Annotated in this window: 23 protein-coding genes; all 23 read right to left on the reverse strand. The window is 42.1% G+C overall.

The features are described 5' to 3' along the window. The coding region (locus tag WKI42_RS05955) for a gp58-like family protein (protein ID WP_368081424.1) at window positions 1–354 on the reverse strand (354 nt) is incomplete at its 3' end. Between the two features lie 3 nt (window positions 355–357). Beyond that, window positions 358–729: a hypothetical protein gene (locus WKI42_RS05960; protein ID WP_368081425.1), complete on the reverse strand. Its 372-nt coding sequence runs from the start codon at window positions 727–729 to the stop codon at window positions 358–360. Between the two features lie 8 nt (window positions 730–737). After that, window positions 738–1,280: a phage upper tail fiber protein gene (locus tag WKI42_RS05965; RefSeq protein ID WP_368081426.1), complete on the reverse strand. Its 543-nt coding sequence runs from the start codon at window positions 1,278–1,280 to the stop codon at window positions 738–740. After that, window positions 1,277–3,082, reverse strand: coding sequence for a phage tail spike protein (locus tag WKI42_RS05970; RefSeq protein ID WP_368081427.1), 1,806 nt, complete (start codon window positions 3,080–3,082; stop codon window positions 1,277–1,279). The genes WKI42_RS05965 and WKI42_RS05970 overlap by 4 nt, the downstream gene beginning before the upstream one ends. After that, the gene (locus tag WKI42_RS05975) at window positions 3,079–3,777 is read right to left on the reverse strand and encodes a phage tail protein (RefSeq protein WP_368081428.1); all 699 of its coding nucleotides are present in this window, start codon (window positions 3,775–3,777) and stop codon (window positions 3,079–3,081) included. Before WKI42_RS05975 ends, WKI42_RS05970 begins: the two co-directional genes overlap by 4 nt. Next, entirely contained in the window at window positions 3,777–6,188 is a 2,412-nt protein-coding gene (locus WKI42_RS05980; protein ID WP_368081429.1) for a PblA, read from the reverse strand. Before WKI42_RS05980 ends, WKI42_RS05975 begins: the two co-directional genes overlap by 1 nt. Beyond that, entirely contained in the window at window positions 6,188–6,574 is a 387-nt protein-coding gene (locus WKI42_RS05985; protein ID WP_368081430.1) for a DUF5361 domain-containing protein, read from the reverse strand. The genes WKI42_RS05980 and WKI42_RS05985 overlap by 1 nt, the downstream gene beginning before the upstream one ends. 11 nt (window positions 6,575–6,585) lie before the next feature. Next, on the reverse strand, window positions 6,586–6,861 hold the full coding sequence (locus tag WKI42_RS05990; RefSeq protein WP_112445655.1) for a hypothetical protein: 276 nt from the start codon (window positions 6,859–6,861) through the stop codon (window positions 6,586–6,588). 5 nt (window positions 6,862–6,866) lie between these two features. Further along, a complete protein-coding gene (locus tag WKI42_RS05995) occupies window positions 6,867–7,424 on the reverse strand; it encodes a hypothetical protein (protein WP_050216391.1) in 558 nt (185 codons plus the stop codon). An 81-nt stretch (window positions 7,425–7,505) separates the two neighbouring features. Further along, a complete protein-coding gene (locus WKI42_RS06000; protein ID WP_055361583.1) occupies window positions 7,506–7,841 on the reverse strand; it encodes a hypothetical protein in 336 nt (111 codons plus the stop codon). Further along, a complete protein-coding gene (locus WKI42_RS06005; RefSeq protein WP_368081431.1) occupies window positions 7,838–8,074 on the reverse strand; it encodes a hypothetical protein in 237 nt (78 codons plus the stop codon). Before WKI42_RS06005 ends, WKI42_RS06000 begins: the two co-directional genes overlap by 4 nt. Continuing rightward, a complete protein-coding gene (locus WKI42_RS06010; protein ID WP_368081432.1) occupies window positions 8,067–8,405 on the reverse strand; it encodes a hypothetical protein in 339 nt (112 codons plus the stop codon). Before WKI42_RS06010 ends, WKI42_RS06005 begins: the two co-directional genes overlap by 8 nt. Continuing rightward, complete coding sequence (locus WKI42_RS06015; protein ID WP_138704947.1) at window positions 8,350–8,790, reverse strand: phage Gp19/Gp15/Gp42 family protein; 441 nt, start codon at window positions 8,788–8,790, stop codon at window positions 8,350–8,352. The genes WKI42_RS06010 and WKI42_RS06015 overlap by 56 nt, the downstream gene beginning before the upstream one ends. A 3-nt stretch (window positions 8,791–8,793) precedes the next feature. Beyond that, window positions 8,794–9,006, reverse strand: a complete 213-nt coding sequence (locus WKI42_RS06020; RefSeq protein WP_368081433.1) for a HeH/LEM domain-containing protein — start codon at window positions 9,004–9,006, stop codon at window positions 8,794–8,796. 5 nt (window positions 9,007–9,011) lie between these two features. Next, window positions 9,012–9,908, reverse strand: a complete 897-nt coding sequence (locus WKI42_RS06025; RefSeq protein WP_368081434.1) for a phage major capsid family protein — start codon at window positions 9,906–9,908, stop codon at window positions 9,012–9,014. 5 nt (window positions 9,909–9,913) lie between these two features. Further along, window positions 9,914–10,378 carry a capsid assembly scaffolding protein Gp46 family protein gene (locus WKI42_RS06030; RefSeq protein ID WP_173252934.1) on the reverse strand — a complete coding sequence of 155 codons (465 nt, stop codon included), beginning with the start codon at window positions 10,376–10,378 and terminating at the stop codon, window positions 9,914–9,916. 82 nt (window positions 10,379–10,460) lie between these two features. Beyond that, entirely contained in the window at window positions 10,461–11,873 is a 1,413-nt protein-coding gene (locus WKI42_RS06035; RefSeq protein ID WP_050216383.1) for a terminase large subunit, read from the reverse strand. A 50-nt stretch (window positions 11,874–11,923) separates the two neighbouring features. Beyond that, window positions 11,924–12,154, reverse strand: coding sequence for a hypothetical protein (locus WKI42_RS06040; protein ID WP_368081435.1), 231 nt, complete (start codon window positions 12,152–12,154; stop codon window positions 11,924–11,926). A gap of 49 nt (window positions 12,155–12,203) precedes the next feature. After that, entirely contained in the window at window positions 12,204–12,431 is a 228-nt protein-coding gene (locus tag WKI42_RS06045; RefSeq protein WP_368081436.1) for a hypothetical protein, read from the reverse strand. Next, window positions 12,418–13,653: a hypothetical protein gene (locus WKI42_RS06050; protein ID WP_368081437.1), complete on the reverse strand. Its 1,236-nt coding sequence runs from the start codon at window positions 13,651–13,653 to the stop codon at window positions 12,418–12,420. Before WKI42_RS06050 ends, WKI42_RS06045 begins: the two co-directional genes overlap by 14 nt. Continuing rightward, a complete protein-coding gene (locus WKI42_RS06055) occupies window positions 13,607–14,911 on the reverse strand; it encodes a hypothetical protein (protein WP_261084767.1) in 1,305 nt (434 codons plus the stop codon). The genes WKI42_RS06050 and WKI42_RS06055 overlap by 47 nt, the downstream gene beginning before the upstream one ends. Before the next feature lie 193 nt (window positions 14,912–15,104). Continuing rightward, window positions 15,105–15,449: an HNH endonuclease gene (locus WKI42_RS06060; RefSeq protein ID WP_050228905.1), complete on the reverse strand. Its 345-nt coding sequence runs from the start codon at window positions 15,447–15,449 to the stop codon at window positions 15,105–15,107. A gap of 232 nt (window positions 15,450–15,681) precedes the next feature. After that, on the reverse strand, window positions 15,682–16,248 hold the full coding sequence (locus WKI42_RS06065) for a site-specific integrase (RefSeq protein WP_368081438.1): 567 nt from the start codon (window positions 16,246–16,248) through the stop codon (window positions 15,682–15,684). Window positions 16,249–16,352: the final 104 nt, after the last annotated feature.

Raw genomic sequence — 16,352 nt, forward strand, 5'->3', positions numbered from 1 at the left:
AGCTGTCTGAGCGATGGCACTCTTGACATTCTCATCAAAGAACTGGGTCAGCGCCCCTTGATTGTTCTGCTGGATTTTGCCCCAGAGAGTGCTGTTTGGGTCTCTCAATTCCAGTTCAATAGAACGCATATCCTTAAAGAGACCTGACAAAGTGCGTTGCGTGACAGTTGGTTCTACAAAGCTAGTTGGGAAATCCCCCTGCTCCAATTGGATATCCGTCAGCACCGTGTCACCCACACAACCCATGTGGTGCAGTTTCAGCAGTTCATCTCGTGTACGTGGCTGAAATACCTTGTAATATCGTCCGTTGTGCTCAAGAGCAGGCGAACGAACGTTTTGAATGGTTATGTCCATGTGTTACCTCCATGTAGAATAGAAGCTCATATAAGTTTCTCCGTTTGATGAGTTAAATAAACTTTTTGCTTTCTCAAAATCTTCGGTAGTTCTAAAACGGGCTTTAATGTGGGTGCTACCATAACCGCGTTCTAGTGTTACTGGAATAACATTTGATTCAGTTTTACCGATGAAACGAACTTCGTCAATAGAATAGTTACTGAAACCAAATCTATAATCATATATATGCATTACATTTTCTCCGTAGCTTGGAGACGTAATAACAAATTTTGAAAAAAGTTCTAAAACTCGTATTCTTTTCTCCCAAACCAACCGTGTTCCTACATAACGCTGAATAACTTCCTTGCCACCCACGTAAATTCCTTCTCTAGCCATACTACCTCCTATGTTTTATAGATATCGTAGATAGTATTACTATCCTTGTTAGAAATTGCGTCATATTGAGACCTTGTTCCAGCCCAATATTTCATCGGTTGACCGCCGTTCTGGTTGATGATGTTCTGACCAGGCGCTCCATCTGCTCCTCTGGGACCTGCTGGACCTGCATTTCCTTGGGGGCCTCGTTGGCCTTCTGGACCTCTCGGTCCTACTGCTCCTGTTGGTCCTGCCGGACCTCTCGCACCCTGTGGACCTTGTGCGCCTTTCAACCCTTCTCTCTGCTGACTTGTCAGGTTCTCAAATCGCATAACACCGTCCGCTCCTCGTGGTCCTGTTTCTCCACGCTCTCCACGGTCACCTTTTGGACCAGTCAGATATTGCAGGGCTGAGAATCGGTCACGGCCATTTCCAACCTTGACCTTACCTGTGTCGCTCTCGATACCCAACTCTCCGTCATACAACACAAAGTCACTTCTTGCCCACTCACTAGCTGGCATCCGTTTATGTCGTACCCTGATAGGTACTACTTCAGGCGTTGTTTCTGTCATGTTCTACCTCCATCAAAAATAAAAGTTGGACTCTCACTCCAACTTCCCTCATATCTTGCATTTTGCCCGTCTGCAACCGTCTTGTAGACTGGCGCTAGTTCAATCCGTCTTGTCTGATTGTCAATCGTCAAAGATTGCTCTACATTCTGATACCAGTCGCCTGAGAACGTCAAACGATAGGCACCGTAGTAGACTGCTAAGACCTGCTCCTCTTTCTGGACAAGGTCTTTATCAATCGCTGGCATGACCGAATTAGCAGGCGCAAGATGAACGTGTCCACCATAAAATGGATTCTTATTGACTATAACAGTCACATCTGTTTTGCCGTAAGGCGTGCAGGTTGCTGACCAACTTATAACGTATTTCTTACCAAGTTCAAAGCCCTCTCCATTGTGGCCAACCTCTACAAAATCCGTTCCGTAACTGATTTTCTTAGCCGTGCCACCATTCAAGCGGTTCTTATTGTACTGAGTATTCCCGTCACCACCAATCAAACTAGCATTGACCCTTGCAGTTTCACTGACCTGCTCTAGCTTCTTGCTTAGTTCAGCGATTGAGTCAGCGCCACTCATCAGCTCCTCACGGATACGCTTCACGAATTCGGGACGCTCTTTTTCCATTTCTTCATGGATCTTGGCGCCCATTTCTTCGGCTTTAGCCTTGTACTGCTCAATAGCATCCGTGATGGCTTTCTCACGCTTGGCAAATTCAGCATCAAACGCACGGTCAGCGTTGGCGATTTCCTTTTTCAAACGTTCTTCAAAAATCTTATGCAGATTTCGGCTTTCATTCAAAACGGCATCATTTACAATTCCACCTATCGCATTCGCAAGACTGGATTGGAATGTCCCAAAACCAATTGATTTCAGGCGTTTTGCCATTGGCGAATAGGTGTATTTCGTGATTTTCTTACGAACATCAAGGCCGTACCAATCATGGTAGATACTGACCACATCGAACATCCGAACGGCTACATCACTCTGACCGACAACCGAGATTTCGAGGTTATCTTCCAGCATATCGCACATACTTGTCCGAAAATACTGCTTACCGTATTCAATCAAGCTAGCCTGGTCTTTGACGTTTTGGTCATTGACCTCAACAACAGCTTCATAGATTTGGCTGTATTTTCCGAGTAAGGGGCTATCAATCACTACCACATAGTCAACGTCAGGCGCCTTTTCTCCCTCGCCTTTAACAGTCGTTTTAAAGGTTATCCGAGTTTTCAGGGATTTAGTAGAGGTCTTGTGCTGGTAGCTAGACAGGTTTTTCTTGTACATGAAAAGCGATTCATTTTCTGAACCGCCATTTTTCAACAAGCGCAAATTGTAGCCATTCCGGACCATATCTCCGCCCCATTGACCAAGGATGGAGTGCTTGTCTTTGGCCAAGACCTCCATAGCGTTCTTATCCTTGATGTTAAGCGTATGCCTATCGTCGATGTCCGAGAAAAAAGAAAACGGATTGGCTCTGGTAATACTACCAGCTAATGCGCTCAATGCCCTTGTACCACTGACACGGTCAACATCGATAGAGCTGACGATGTAGTTATTTAACAAGCTGATAACCTGATTAGCATAGACTTGGATATATCCTTGTTGTTTTTCAACCTCAAAAATATAAAAATCCTGCTCGCCATGCAGGTCATCTGCAGTCAAGAAAGTTTCCTCTTTCAGCAATTCCCACTTGGGATCCGATGTAGGAAAACGGAAGGTCAGTTGATAGGTATTGTTTCGCTCCTGAACAATTTCATCGTTGTAAGCCTCGTTTAAAGGCGTGTTGCCCTCTGTAAGATAAATCATAAGATGTACCTCCAATTCGGCCGAACTGTGACCTTACGAACCGCGCCAGTAAAGACAAGACCGTTATTACCTACTGCCAATTCAAAGAAGCCTCCACGTTTTCGTAAAGTGTTCTGAATTGCACCATCTGCATTGTAGATATTCTGCTTCTTATGTCTACAATCAATGGTCACTTTTCGTCTAATGGTCAAGTGCATGGTTGTCAGTCCAATCGTCAAGGAAATATCTCCATCTCCTTCAATCTCAATCACAGGCTCGCTATAGACAGAGCCTGGATTGTTGACATTGCCGCTTGCTGTAAAGATAAGAGGAGCAACATTTTTCTGATAACGGAATGGTTGCATACTCAACTTGATTTCTAATTTCCAACCGTGCATACCTTGAGGCTTGTATTTTGCACTAATAAAATCAGCATAAAATAAAGAGCCTAGCTGATAGCTAAATTCTAGCGTATTGTCATTTGGTTGGAATCTCTCAACGATTTTAGACGGGTCTACCGTCCTTGGAAGGTAAAATGCAAATGTTCGTTCATAACTCTCATAAGCGCCATCCAAGACACGGTAATTCCCATTAACCCCAAACAGGGTAGCTGTTTCTGAAACTTTAGGTTTAGCAGCCTCCACCTCGCCAAAATCAGTCACGACACAGTTAGGAATGGTTGAAGTATTGAAACCATTGATAATCATGTATTCCATTAAATTCCCTCCCTAGCATAAATTGCACCTTGACGTTGGTAGACGCTCATTGAAATTTTATCAGCGTCCAGGTAAGTATCTGACGGCTTTTCAAGGATAGCAGTAAGGATCTTCTCCATACTTGCTCTCAGAATCGCTATCTCAGACACGGTTTGACTGTCTTTTGCCTCAATTTGAGCACTTGGCATGGCCAAACTTGCTTCAATATTTTTGGCAATAGTCGGTGTTCCACTCAAACCAAAATCATCGTTTGAAAATGCATTTGAGATTTCACCAGCCATTCCACCAACCGATTTCTTAACATCTTTGAAACGGTATTGCAGCCCTCTATTCAAACCTTGCATAATTGCATTACCAGCAGGAATCAAGAGCTTACGGTCGTATTCAATCGGACCTTTGTGGTCAGCAATCCACCCAGCAATACCACCGACAAAGTCAGTAACCGCACTCCAAGCAGATTTCAAACCATTTAAAAAGCCATCAAGGATAGCCTTACCTGCCTCCCAAAGGTCAATGTTTTTGATTCCATCGAATATGCTTGTAACCTTATCAACAAGATCACGAACACCTTGTTTCATATTTTCCCAAGCATTTTTAGCGCCTTGGACCAGTCCATCAATCAGACCTAAGACTGTTGATTTCAATCCTTCCCAGGCATTACTTGCGACAGTTTTGATCGTGCTCCAGATATTAGACAATATCTGAGCAAAGCCATCAAAGATAGCCTTACCTGCAGCAGACAACCCTTTCCAAATTGCCTCACCGACTCCTTTTATAGCATTCCAAGCAGTTCCCCAATCACCATTGATGATAGCCATGACTGCTTTTATAATGCCACTAATGACATCCATAGCCGTCTGAATAGCAATCTTAATCAATTCCCAAACTGTTGTCACAACAGTGCAGATATTGTTCCACGTTGCTTCAATGAAAGGTCCAAGGATATTCATTGCGGTTTCAATAATGGACTGAATAATCGGCATAACCGTCTGAATAACTGTCTGGATTGCGTTCCAAACTGTTGTGAACGTTTGTTGAATCAAACCTTGATTTTCAGTCCACCACAAAGAAATACCATCCCAGACAGACCTAATAAAATCAACAACTGCTTGGATAATCGGAGCAACAACAGCCATCATATTGTTCCAGACGGTTGTAGCCGTTTCAACAATACCATTCCAAACTTCGGTCAAGACTGGTGCGACAGACTGCCACACACCAGAGAACCAATCCATGAAACCTTGCCAGATTTGCCTTCCCATCTCAGTTTGAGTGAAGAAATAAACCAAGCCTGCAGTTAATGCAGCAATCGCAGCGATTGCAATTCCAATTGGATTGGCACTCATAGCAGTAAATAGACCCGTGACTGCTGTTTTAATTGTCGTTAAGACAGCAGGTATTCCAGATAGCAATCCCGAGACTGCCGAAAATGCCTTAAAAGCTAAAAATGCAGAACCAAGAGCGGTAACGATACCACCCATGATACTTCCTAGACCTTCGCCAAAGATTCCACTGAAAACACCCTTTATCCCTCCTAAAATAAGGTTAGGAATTTGCTTCAAAATATTTCCAATCATCGGAATTAAGTTTCCGAAAAGAAATGTGGATGTCGTTTCCATCAAAGCCTGTAGTGCGGGTTGAATATCTTCACCCAATGACAACTTCCCTAGCACATTCTGAGCAGCTGCTTTCATAGATTCAAATGATCCTGTGAAAGTTGTTGCTGCCTCTCTCGCTGTTGTACCAGTGATGTCCAAATTCTCTTGGATGGCGTGAATGGCACTATAAACATCTGACAAGTTATTTATGTCATACTTAACACCTGTCAATTTTTCTGCATCAGCTAAAAGCCGTTGCATCTCTTGTTTTGTACCACCATAACCCAATTTCAAGTTGTCAAGCATGGTGTAGTTTTGCTTGGCAAACCCTTGATAAGCCAGCTGAATGCTTTCCATAGATGTTCCCATCTTGTTCGCATTATCCGACATATCAATCATGGCCATGTTTGCCGTTTCTGCTGCTTTATCTGTATCTCCGCCAAGAGATTGCAACAGACTGGCTGAGAAGCCTGTTACATTTTCCATATAGGCATTGGCTGACAGACCTGTTGTCTTGTAGGCCTCATTCGCAAAGCCTTTAACCTTATCAGCTGAGTCTTTAAATAAGGTTTCAATACCACCAAGCGATTGTTGAAGTGCTGCCCCTTCGTTTATCGATGCTCCAATTGCCTTACCAATTCCAGCAGCAGCAATAACTCCTGAAACAGCCCCCATCATTTTGGATCCGAGGGATTCGCCTGCGCTAACGCCAGCTGAGGCGACTTCACCACCCATTTCCTTTTGAATCATGCCACTAATGCCTTTAGCAGACGGAATGATTTGTACATAGGCTTTTCCTAATTCGGTCGCCACTATTCCTCACCTCCTGTTTTCGCAAGTAAAGCCTTGCGATAATTTTCAAAGTCCTCACCAGATTCAAAGACGAGATAATCCCTTTCATCTCTCTCTTCTTTGTGATTTTTTGTTAGCATTCCAGCAATTGATGCAGGACGATTGGTACCCTTTTGCCCATCCTTAGTTTGCAACCACAAAGAAAGAGACAGTCTGTCTACGATATTTGCAAGTAACGTCGTTTCCAGAGGGACGATTTGGTCAGACATCATCTGCTTTATCCGCGAATTATCACGCAACCCATACGCAAAAACAGCCACCTCATTTAAAGGTAGCTGTTTATAGTCGTATATTTGATAGGTTTCTGCTAAATCACAGACAAGAGCATCCTCGTCTAAGCTAATCATCTGAGCAAGGACTAGGATTTTTTTAGGTCTTTGTTGGACTCAAAAATACTCTTGATATCTGCGAATAGTACCTCAGTATCAATGAAGTCGTCTCCATCATCTAAATGAGACAAGAATGCTTTCGCTTGTTCTTTACCAAAGAGAAGATTCAGCAATTTTTCAGCAGCTTCAAAATCCCCCTTCTCCATTTTGGACGCTTCGCGCATGAGATAAAAGTTTCTCAATCGTTTTTTAGGGATTTTGTACTCAAACCCTGATTCTGTTGTTCCTTTTAAGATTTCTTCCATTTACTTTACGCTCCTTGAATATATTCGTAGTGAGTATTCTCACTGTTGTCTGGTAATGCAGTGATCGTCAATTCATAGCCGATAGGTTCGCCGTCTTTATAGCTGATTTCGCCAATTTCACTAACCTTACCACGAGGGATGACAACGCGTTTCACATAGCCATTTTTCAACAATGTATCGATAACCAAGCAATGTTCTGGCAATTCTTTACCATTGGCTTTTACAGTGATACCTGTTTCAAGCGTTCCTGAAACGTTATCTGGTCCATATACTTCTTTCAAGACTTCAATGTTAAGACCCTCAATCAATTTGTATTTAAAGGTATCTTTCTTTTCAGTTTGAGAAGACAAGACTGTTTGTCCTCCCCAAGCCTTGACTTCTTCTGACTCTGGTGAGTTCTCATTGGTCAATCCATCTTCTGAAATATACCCAAGCGTTTTAAATGCTGGGTTCAAGGCTGTTTTTGCATTCGTTGGAAGATCTGTTCCAGCTGGAGCAGTCGAAACCGCCCCTCCGATTTTAGGCTTAGCAGCCGTTACATTTGATGCTGATGCAGTCGTCATATTCTTTCCTCCTGTTGATTCTGCATTTGGTGTTCTTACTTCTGTCGCTTCTAATTCTGGCGCCAAAACTACACCTCCTTTTTAAAAATAATTGATGTCATATACCGCTTGATAGCGATATTGCTTCGTTTCTGTGTCTGTAAAGTTGTAGTCACTATTGTGATGCACACCGCTGACTTCGTTGACCGTGATAAGATCCTCAACTACTTTCTTGACTTTCTCATTCAGCTCAGCAGCCTTTTGAAGTGATGGTGCATAACTTTGAAAAGCGAATGTGGCAGAATGAACATAGTCACTTCCACCACTTCCCGTCTTCTCAAGAATGACATAACTCTCAGGCATATTCGGTTTATGTTCAAAAAAAGACGGAACCTCTAACTGTCCGTCCAAAAATTTCTTTATAACTAATTCGATCATCTCATAGCCTTTAGTAAAATATTATATTTTTTATTTCTAGCCATGCTCTTGATGTCAGTTGTACTAATCTTCGCATTGGCACGCTTCTGCCCTGGCGATACGGTCAATTCAAACCCCTCGCCAGCTCTTTCAGCAATTCCTTGCCCTTTCTCCCTCAAAATGCCCTGCATTTCGGAAGAACGTAGCAAGGCAGACACGCCAGCCGAGTTCAATTGAAATTTCATATTACTCATAAACTTCAACCATAACCTTTCTATTCCAAGATAATGGAATCATTGACTCAATTCCCTCTTGAGGGATGCCAATCGTCCGCCATTTACGACCAAAAAACTTGACCTCACGGTTCTCCCACTTGTTAGTATCTCCTTTGGGAATACCAAGTGTATATTCCGCCTTTTTCCCAGTCAAGTTCATTTGATTGATGACGTTCTCTGATGAAGTTGGGGCAACCAAGACATTTTGAACCTCAATCTCAACATCACGATGGATTGGATGACCGAAATCGTCATTACCAATTTCTACCTTGTCCACTAAAATGACAGGGATTCCTTTTAGGTAGGTCATAAATTTCAATCGCTCCATATCGTTGTTTTTTCTTCAAACCAAGCCTTTTGAGTTCGGTGTCTTTAATAAAGAGACCGCCTCCAGGAACAAGGTAAGAACCACTAAACGAATAACCCAAGGCACTTTCAGCAACCTGAGTCATTGGTTCATGGTCTGTTGAGGTCATGAGGGTTCGTGCCACGATATCAACCGTGACAGACTTGGCAACACTAGCGAATGACACGCTTTCTGCCACCATATCGTCAAGGTCTTTACCGACTTTTTCAGCCTCCACTCGCAAAGAATTAGATACAACTTCCAACAAAGCCTCAGCCCTTGCACGCTCATCAAATTTCAACGAGCGCCACAACAATTCCAAGTCTTCAATCTTTGCAAAATTTCCCATAAATTACCCTTTATGACTCTTATAAAGACTGAGTAGCTCTGACTTCTTGGCATTCTTTTCATAGTGAATACCCAGCTCATCTAAACTAGATTTTAACTCAACGACAGTCAGATGTTCTTCCTCAATCACTTGCTTTTCCACAGGCACCCAATCACCCCCGAGAATACACTCGGAGGCAATTATTACGCCTGATTTTAAATCACGGTATAAAACCATAAAACTTACGCTTTCACACGCGCAAAGGCTTCTTCATCAAGAATACCCCAACCGATAAAAGCTTCTGCACGTAAGCAGATTTCGTTGTAGGCTTTAAGGTCACGACCTGCACCATCTGGATCACCGTATTCAATGATTTCCATTGGAATATTTTCAGCATAACCCCATTTGAAGCGGTTTTGGAAATCCCCTACAATAACGTGGTCTGTTTCAGCGGTACCACCAGTTACAGTGAGGTTTTTACTAATATCTGACTTCATGCCGTAGAATGAATCAGGATTTTGACCAAAGCGAAACTCAGGATATTGAACAACTCCGTTAACCTTAATTTTAGCCAAGTTTTGGCCTGCAGTTGGAGACAAGGCGAGGCCTGTCACTTCCCCACCTTTCGCTACAATCGTTTGAACTGCAGCATCAATATTATCATCGATATGCGCTTCATCATATGTAACAATATTACCAGTAATCACACCGTCAAATGAGTTTGTTGCACGGAAAGTTGCATCTGTCATGGATTTTGGTTCAAGACCGTGAATAGCAGCAAGATCAAATCCTTCAGCAATTTTTTTGGCGAATCCATCAATGTATTCTAACAAGAAATTCATTTGTTTTTCTTCTGATGCATATTTAAATTCATCTGTCATACGAGCTTGATAAACGAATTTAATGGGTTTAATAATTTTTGAAGTAATTTTAGCTTTCCCAGCTTGTTTTTGTTCACCCTCACCGACAATTTGCGCATTCCCTTCAAGGTTAAAGATGAATTGTTCCACACCGTTAAATGGGATTGGTGTTTGAGATGCTAGCTTAGCAAGGACAGAATGTCCCTGTACTTTACTAATAACTTCTTTAACTAGTTCTGGTTTAAAAAGTGTTCCAGCTTTCATTGCATTATCTGCCATAATTTCTATTCTCCTTTTGGTTGTAATTCACGAAGCATTTGCTTCATTTGCATAGTTTTGTCATCACCGATAGGGGGCTCCGTATCTCTTAGCGGTGCTTGAGGTATTGCTGGACGCATAAAGCCAGCTAGACGCTCAGCGTCAGCCCTCAATGCCTCTTCGTCAGCGCCTTGAATACGGTCAGCCAAGTCATAAGGCAAGCCATTTTGTAAAGCGATACGAGTTCGCAAGCTAGCAGTTTCATAATTGCTTACTTGCCCCTGCAATTCAGTGATTTGAGCGTCTGATTCGGCGATTGTCTGTTTTGTTTCCTCAACAGTAGCTTTCAAAGCGCCATTTTCAGACTCTAGTTCTGAAACACGTTTCTTGAGATCATCATAATCAGCGAATTTTTCACGCTCACGTCTGATACGTTCCTTCACGATGTTATCTAGCTCTTCCTGTGTTTCAATCGTTTTAAATTCAGACATCTTCATGTCTCCTTTCTCCTGCTTTCCCGGCAGTTCGGTAATTTTTTAGGCATCAAAAAAAGCAGTCTTTCAACCGCTCCTCTTAATAACTGATTTTTTGCTTTTTCTTAGGCTTAGTTGTCACACAAGCCCAATGCGCAAGCAAGGCGCTATCCATCAAAGAAATATCCATATCCGCAAAATGCGAGCGATAGCCAAACCCACCGTTTGAACCGATGTTCCGCTTCTCACAGTTGGTTGTGATTTTCTTCAAAGACGGTTGACCAGCATGGCACAAGGTCTTTTGATAAATCCCTTGTTCCCACATAGAGTTAGCCACGATGATTTCCTTGACCGTAGGCAATATCACGCTCTTCATGCGTTCCTTTTTCAACTCTTCATCAAGGATTTTCTGACCGCTTGCCCCATCGACTACGATAGTAGCCACATCGGCACGCTTCACAAAATCCAAAATCCAGTCATTCCCATTACGGACTGACTGACAGTCAATCGTCTCAACAAAAATCCGCTCATCTACCGTACGAACAGCAATACTTAATGCCACGTTTGCGCCATCTTGACCATATTTGACTCCGACAAACAACTTACCTGATAAATCAGGCATAGAGTCAACACACAACTCATTCCATTCCGTTTCCGAAATAGCAGATTTCTGGTTGTATTCAGGCCAATAACCCAAACGCTGAACATTATGGTCTAGCTTATCATCACCAAGCTCGGCTTCTATCTTCCGCTCATTCAAATGGTAGCCCATTGAGGGATTGGAGTTATACCAGGCATCGACATCATCGATTTCTTTTTCCTCAGAAACCGACCATTCTGCCCAACCTGAGTATTTTCCTTTCCCAAACAGGCAAGTCTTACGGTAATTTGTGAATACCGTCCCATTTGAAACAGGTGTAGGTGGTGTCCCACACATGATTGTGATTGGATTGCTACTATCCGTTACCGTATATTTCAAGGCCGATTCCTGCTCAGTCGTATATTCCTGAGCCTCATCGATTACAAGAAGGTCAAAACCTTCCCCCAAACCACCATTGGATGTTCTGGTACGAAATTGTACAATCCCACCGCCGTCAAACAGTTCAATCCGCTCTTGTCCTTTGGCTCGTATAGAGCTAAAGTGCTCACCGTCCACATATCCCATTTTTTCAAGGTAACGTTTAACCTTTTCAAAAGAGGAATGAGAGGTGGATATTCTATGAGCCGTGTGTAGGATGTTTAGTCCATTATGCAGGCCCCAAAGTTCAAAAAGGTACAAGAGTTCGGACTTCCCATTACGACGAGGTATAGAGTAGCCAAATTTTTGATGCACCCACAAACCATTCTTATCAACCGCCATGATAGAGGTCAACAGATTGACTTGCCAAGCGTAGCAAGAAAGACCCGTCCGCTCGTAGATTTCTACCGCTTCTTTCGCCTTAGAATTTTTCTTGACGTACTTTAAAATTACCGATTGAGTAGGATTCTGATTGCCAAGTTTCTTTCTAGCCATCCACTGCTCCTTTCAATCGTACCGCATGATAACCCTATCGCTGGGATGATTTAATTGATTACGTTTAAAATATAGTTTTTAGCAACATCTAGCATTCCCAATGCCTGCAAACTACTTTCCCAGCTATAGCCAAGATTTATCTCACCAGCTTTATCCAAAGAAATCACCAATACCGAAGTATAGTCATGACTAGCCTCAAGATTTTCCTCCAAAATTTCTTTCACAGAAGCACCACGCTCCAGACTAGACTTTTTCTCTGAAAAATCAATCGTGTTTCCCATTGTTACTCCTTTCTAAGCATAATAAAAGCACTTAGATTTCTCTAGGTGCTTAATACCAAGCAACTTGCCCTGATTCTTTCAAACTGCCGTCTTCGTTTTTTAGATTTATGATGCATTTTGACACATAATCAAAACCATATTTCGGGGGATCATTTCGCTTTATCTCATGGGTAGAAGGGTTAAATTCAAAAATCTCCCTTCTACTCACATCACCCTCAGGAAAGACCTCGTAATGGTAAAAACCGTTCACAACTTCAATCAAATTAAATTTTAACATTATTCTTCCTTTCCAAATATCGAGTCAAAGCATTACCATAATTATAGGTTTCATCTGTTTTAGCATGAGCAGTATCATAATCCATATTCCCTCTAACGTACATATAATCATGCTCTAAGCGCTCATGTTTCAATAATATCAAATCATGTGATTGGATATCCTTACCAGTAATCAGACGCTCCCACGACTCTGCCATATTGACTTCTGGATGAAATAAGCTTTCCCCGTCTTTTAAAAGATGGATATCATTAAAAACATGATTAAAAGCAATATCAACATCTTCCTTGGTAAAGTCTTTCATTTCCTTAAACTTTCCAATGTTCGAGTAAATTTTTCGCTTCTCTAATTCTTGATTACTATTTTTTATTTTGTCATACGTAAGATAAGCGTGCTTTTCTGCTTTAATAAAATCTTTTGGCAAAATATCATCATTCGATTCATCACGAAAATAATTTCTTGCACCAGATTGAACAGGTAAGCCTACACCTTTTAATACTTCTATTTTAGCACTTTTTTGAGATTCTGCCCAACGTTTAGTATGAACATTCTGTTTCTTCCCATTACCAGGATGATAATCAACAGTACACCGACAATTGCCATGCCGTCTATATATATCCTTAGGAACTTCTGGATAATTGTATGAACCCTCTAAACTCTTGCACCATTTGCATGGATGACCGACAACTCTTCGAACGATTTTCGGACTCAACCCCACTTTATGCTGAAACTCCACATTTTTCCGAATGCTATCATCCACAATGCTCTGACTAAAATTTACAATCGGATCATCAAGCAACCATTTTACATCATCAAAACTTTCCTCACTGGCTAAACGATTGACCAGACCATCAATTCTGTCTTGATTGAGTTCAGGAACCTGAGCAGCTAACCCGATTTTAGCCTCAGAGTTCAAATTTTTCTGAACTTGCTCAGCATAATCACTCACAAGCTCATGATTTCGCCCCAGAACGTCCGTCAGCACGCGCTGAGCGATATTGTAATACATTTTTCCGTCTGGTAGTGTTTCGTTCGTCAGAGAGGCTCCCAGAGCCTTAGAAAGTATCTCCCCAATTTCAATAGCATATTGATTAGCGTCCAAATAACTTGCCTTGCTATGATGCAGTTTAGACAGCAAGTCTTTCAAGACCTCACTGTCCAACCTAGCACCTTCAAACTCAGACTTGATTTTCTTGAGCAGGCTCGGAACGATATCCTCCACCATCTGCAACCTCCTTCACTACTGGAGCAGGCTTGTCTGACCCTTTGATTCCAGTCAAGTCACGGATGGTTTCAGCATCCATATAGCCAGGCACCGCTTGATTCAGTTTGATAACACCGTCCCCAATCAAGGTCAACATGTTAGCGTCCGCTTCAAACAAAGGCTCCCACTTCACGACCGTCTTATTAAACTGCTTTCGCAAATACGGAAACTCATCACGTAAACAAGTAGCCACATAAGCCACATTCAGTAGACCAGAACCCAGAGAGCGCTGAGCCTTCCGACCAGCTAACCGCAAGTTCTCATGACTAGCCTTGATAGCTTCAACAGATGACGGATTGTCAGATACAAAACCAAGGTCATCCAAGGTCAAGCCCATCTCCCCAGCAAATCCAGCTGCTGCAGTCCGTAACTGCTCAGTAAAAGGAGACATACTGGACGTGGTGAATTGTCCCACATTCGGCTTGTCCCCTTCATCGTCTTTCGTAAATGTCAACAAGCTAGACACAGTCGCTTTCCACGTATCAATCGCCTCAGCATCTTGACTCAATCCCAACACATACTTCTGAGGGAATGAATAGAACTCAGCAGTAACATCTGACCGCTCAAGCGTTCGTTTAGCATATCTCTGATAGTACATCCCAGCCCGAGTAATTCGTGAACGACCAAACGGCCGAACCGCATCAGGTCTATGAATGACTGGTACCAGTAAAGGAACACCCGTTGGATTTCCGATTGCAAACGGCTGACCATCTTTCGGATAGAACCAAGTCACATCACTTGTGAAATAAGCCTCAAGCAAAGCATATCCATTGTCATCCCGTTTTAAGACTGCATAGCCCTCTGTCAGCAGGCCAGTGATAGGATCTAGAACACCAGTCGCATTACTTGCTTCAATGACCTGCAATCTAGGAGCGTCATCATCGTCCCCTTGCGAAATATAAACAAAACAACACGACCCAATCAAAGCTGAAAGGATCGCGCTATCAAAGAATACATCTGGATTGTTCTGAGCAAAGATTTCATTCGCCCCAAATTCGTCATTGGCAAACTCACGAAAGACCAAACGGTCTGCTAGACTGTCAACACCTTTAGCAGCCCAACCTAAGACAGCACGATATTGTTGCCTAATTTGAGGTGGTATCGTAATACCAACATCTATATCGTTATGTTGCATAGCATACTGATTGTATCTAGTATCTACACCCATTTTATAGTTGGCTAGCTTCTTCCTGAGATAGCCCATACCTTTCAATGTCATTTTTATACAACTACCTTTCATTTCCCGCGAGAAAAAATGTACAGTGACGGTGTGAAGCCCTGAAGCACCGAGGGGGAGGGGGTCATCCCCCCACCTTGGCAGGAACACTCGTCCTTTTTTCAATCTCTGTCTAATTATTTTTTTATAACAAGACCTATTTATTCTTTTTAAATGATTACTGATGGTTTTAATATTAACTCTTATATTTAAACCAATCTGTACTTTGTGGCAAATTCCTATTGCCTATGACCTTTGTTCCGTTTGTTTTTTCATCAGCGTATAGCTTGTCCGACTTCTGTCTATTGCATTGCCAGTGCGCCAATTGCAAGTTAGCAATGTCAGATGGATGCCCGTTCTTATTTACTGGAACGATGTGGTCAATGACTGGACTTAATGGATGAGGATATCTCAGGTCTTTGTCTACAGGCTGGCCACATATCCCACAAGTGTTTCTTGTCTTTAAGATAATCTTCTTGTTCTTCTCAAAGGCTACTCTATGTGGTCCGCTACGGTCTGCACGGAGGGGGTTGGTATTCATCTAAGGAGGGGGTCCTTTCTTTTAGGGTAGGGGGTTGGTGTTCTCAAATATACCCCCTCGGTATCTTTCAAAACAGGGGTGTTTTTAGTGCACCCACCCCCTCTTGTATTTAACATATCTTATATTTTGTGACTTTCGAGAGAACCTGCTTTAACTCAGTCTAGGCAATGCTTCAACTACATTTCTAATTTATTGAATTTACCGTTTCTCAATATGATAAATAGACATGCTTTTAATACGTAAAAGTAAGCATACTTTCATCTATTTCATCTTGATTATAGCCTATATAGTCCAATGTTATATCTGGTGCAGAGTGATTAAGTATCTGCATTAAGATAGCTATATTACCATTCTGTTTGTAGTGATGGTACCCAAATGTTTTTCTCATCGAGTGAGTACCAATGTGTTCAAGTCCAGAATGATTTGCTGCATCATTTAGAAATTGATACACAGCTACTCTTCCTATATGCTTGATTCTAAGTCCATCGCCCCTAACTTTCTTCCGGCTCGGAAAGAGGTAGTCGTAACTTTCAAGATTATTTTCTTTTATGTAGCGGTTCAAGGGTTTTCTTAACTCTGGGTTAACTGCGAACCTTCTTACTTTCCCTGTCTTTTTCTCTTTGATTTCTATTCTGTCTTGGGTAACATGTTTTACTTGAAGAGGAACAATATCGCTTACTCGTAAACCTGAGTATATCCCAAATAAAAAGAGAATATAGTTTCGTTCACTTTTTGATTTTAAATAATTTTTCATTCGTTCGATATCGTCTAAATCACGAATTGGTTCTACTTTCTTCATGTACCTCTCCTTTCTACAGAAAAAGCCACTAGTCGTGGCATTGAATATGACAGTAGCTGGAATTGAACCAGCTGGTCTAGCAGTAAAACGGACGTTTGGTAAAC

The sequence above is a fragment of the Streptococcus pseudopneumoniae genome (genome assembly GCF_038148935.1).
Lineage (GTDB): Bacteria > Bacillota > Bacilli > Lactobacillales > Streptococcaceae > Streptococcus > Streptococcus pseudopneumoniae_U.

Excerpts from the sequence above, each read along its gene's own strand:
- WKI42_RS05960 (WP_368081425.1), bottom strand. The coding sequence starts at position 729 with ATGGCTAGAGAAGGAATTTACGTGGGTGGCAAGGAAGTTATTCAGCGT.
- WKI42_RS05965 (WP_368081426.1), bottom strand. The coding sequence starts at position 1,280 with ATGACAGAAACAACGCCTGAAGTAGTACCTATCAGGGTACGACATAAA.
- WKI42_RS05970 (WP_368081427.1), bottom strand. The coding sequence starts at position 3,082 with ATGATTTATCTTACAGAGGGCAACACGCCTTTAAACGAGGCTTACAAC.
- WKI42_RS05975 (WP_368081428.1), bottom strand. The coding sequence starts at position 3,777 with ATGGAATACATGATTATCAATGGTTTCAATACTTCAACCATTCCTAAC.
- WKI42_RS05985 (WP_368081430.1), bottom strand. The coding sequence starts at position 6,574 with ATGATTAGCTTAGACGAGGATGCTCTTGTCTGTGATTTAGCAGAAACC.
- WKI42_RS05990 (WP_112445655.1), bottom strand. The coding sequence starts at position 6,861 with ATGGAAGAAATCTTAAAAGGAACAACAGAATCAGGGTTTGAGTACAAA.
- WKI42_RS05995 (WP_050216391.1), bottom strand. The coding sequence starts at position 7,424 with ATGACGACTGCATCAGCATCAAATGTAACGGCTGCTAAGCCTAAAATC.
- WKI42_RS06000 (WP_055361583.1), bottom strand. The coding sequence starts at position 7,841 with ATGATCGAATTAGTTATAAAGAAATTTTTGGACGGACAGTTAGAGGTT.
- WKI42_RS06005 (WP_368081431.1), bottom strand. The coding sequence starts at position 8,074 with ATGAGTAATATGAAATTTCAATTGAACTCGGCTGGCGTGTCTGCCTTG.
- WKI42_RS06010 (WP_368081432.1), bottom strand. The coding sequence starts at position 8,405 with ATGACCTACCTAAAAGGAATCCCTGTCATTTTAGTGGACAAGGTAGAA.
- WKI42_RS06015 (WP_138704947.1), bottom strand. The coding sequence starts at position 8,790 with ATGGGAAATTTTGCAAAGATTGAAGACTTGGAATTGTTGTGGCGCTCG.
- WKI42_RS06020 (WP_368081433.1), bottom strand. The coding sequence starts at position 9,006 with ATGGTTTTATACCGTGATTTAAAATCAGGCGTAATAATTGCCTCCGAG.
- WKI42_RS06025 (WP_368081434.1), bottom strand. The coding sequence starts at position 9,908 with ATGGCAGATAATGCAATGAAAGCTGGAACACTTTTTAAACCAGAACTA.
- WKI42_RS06030 (WP_173252934.1), bottom strand. The coding sequence starts at position 10,378 with ATGTCTGAATTTAAAACGATTGAAACACAGGAAGAGCTAGATAACATC.
- WKI42_RS06035 (WP_050216383.1), bottom strand. The coding sequence starts at position 11,873 with ATGGCTAGAAAGAAACTTGGCAATCAGAATCCTACTCAATCGGTAATT.
- WKI42_RS06040 (WP_368081435.1), bottom strand. The coding sequence starts at position 12,154 with ATGGGAAACACGATTGATTTTTCAGAGAAAAAGTCTAGTCTGGAGCGT.
- WKI42_RS06045 (WP_368081436.1), bottom strand. The coding sequence starts at position 12,431 with ATGTTAAAATTTAATTTGATTGAAGTTGTGAACGGTTTTTACCATTAC.
- WKI42_RS06050 (WP_368081437.1), bottom strand. The coding sequence starts at position 13,653 with ATGGTGGAGGATATCGTTCCGAGCCTGCTCAAGAAAATCAAGTCTGAG.
- WKI42_RS06055 (WP_261084767.1), bottom strand. The coding sequence starts at position 14,911 with ATGACATTGAAAGGTATGGGCTATCTCAGGAAGAAGCTAGCCAACTAT.
- WKI42_RS06060 (WP_050228905.1), bottom strand. The coding sequence starts at position 15,449 with ATGAATACCAACCCCCTCCGTGCAGACCGTAGCGGACCACATAGAGTA.
- WKI42_RS06065 (WP_368081438.1), bottom strand. The coding sequence starts at position 16,248 with ATGAAGAAAGTAGAACCAATTCGTGATTTAGACGATATCGAACGAATG.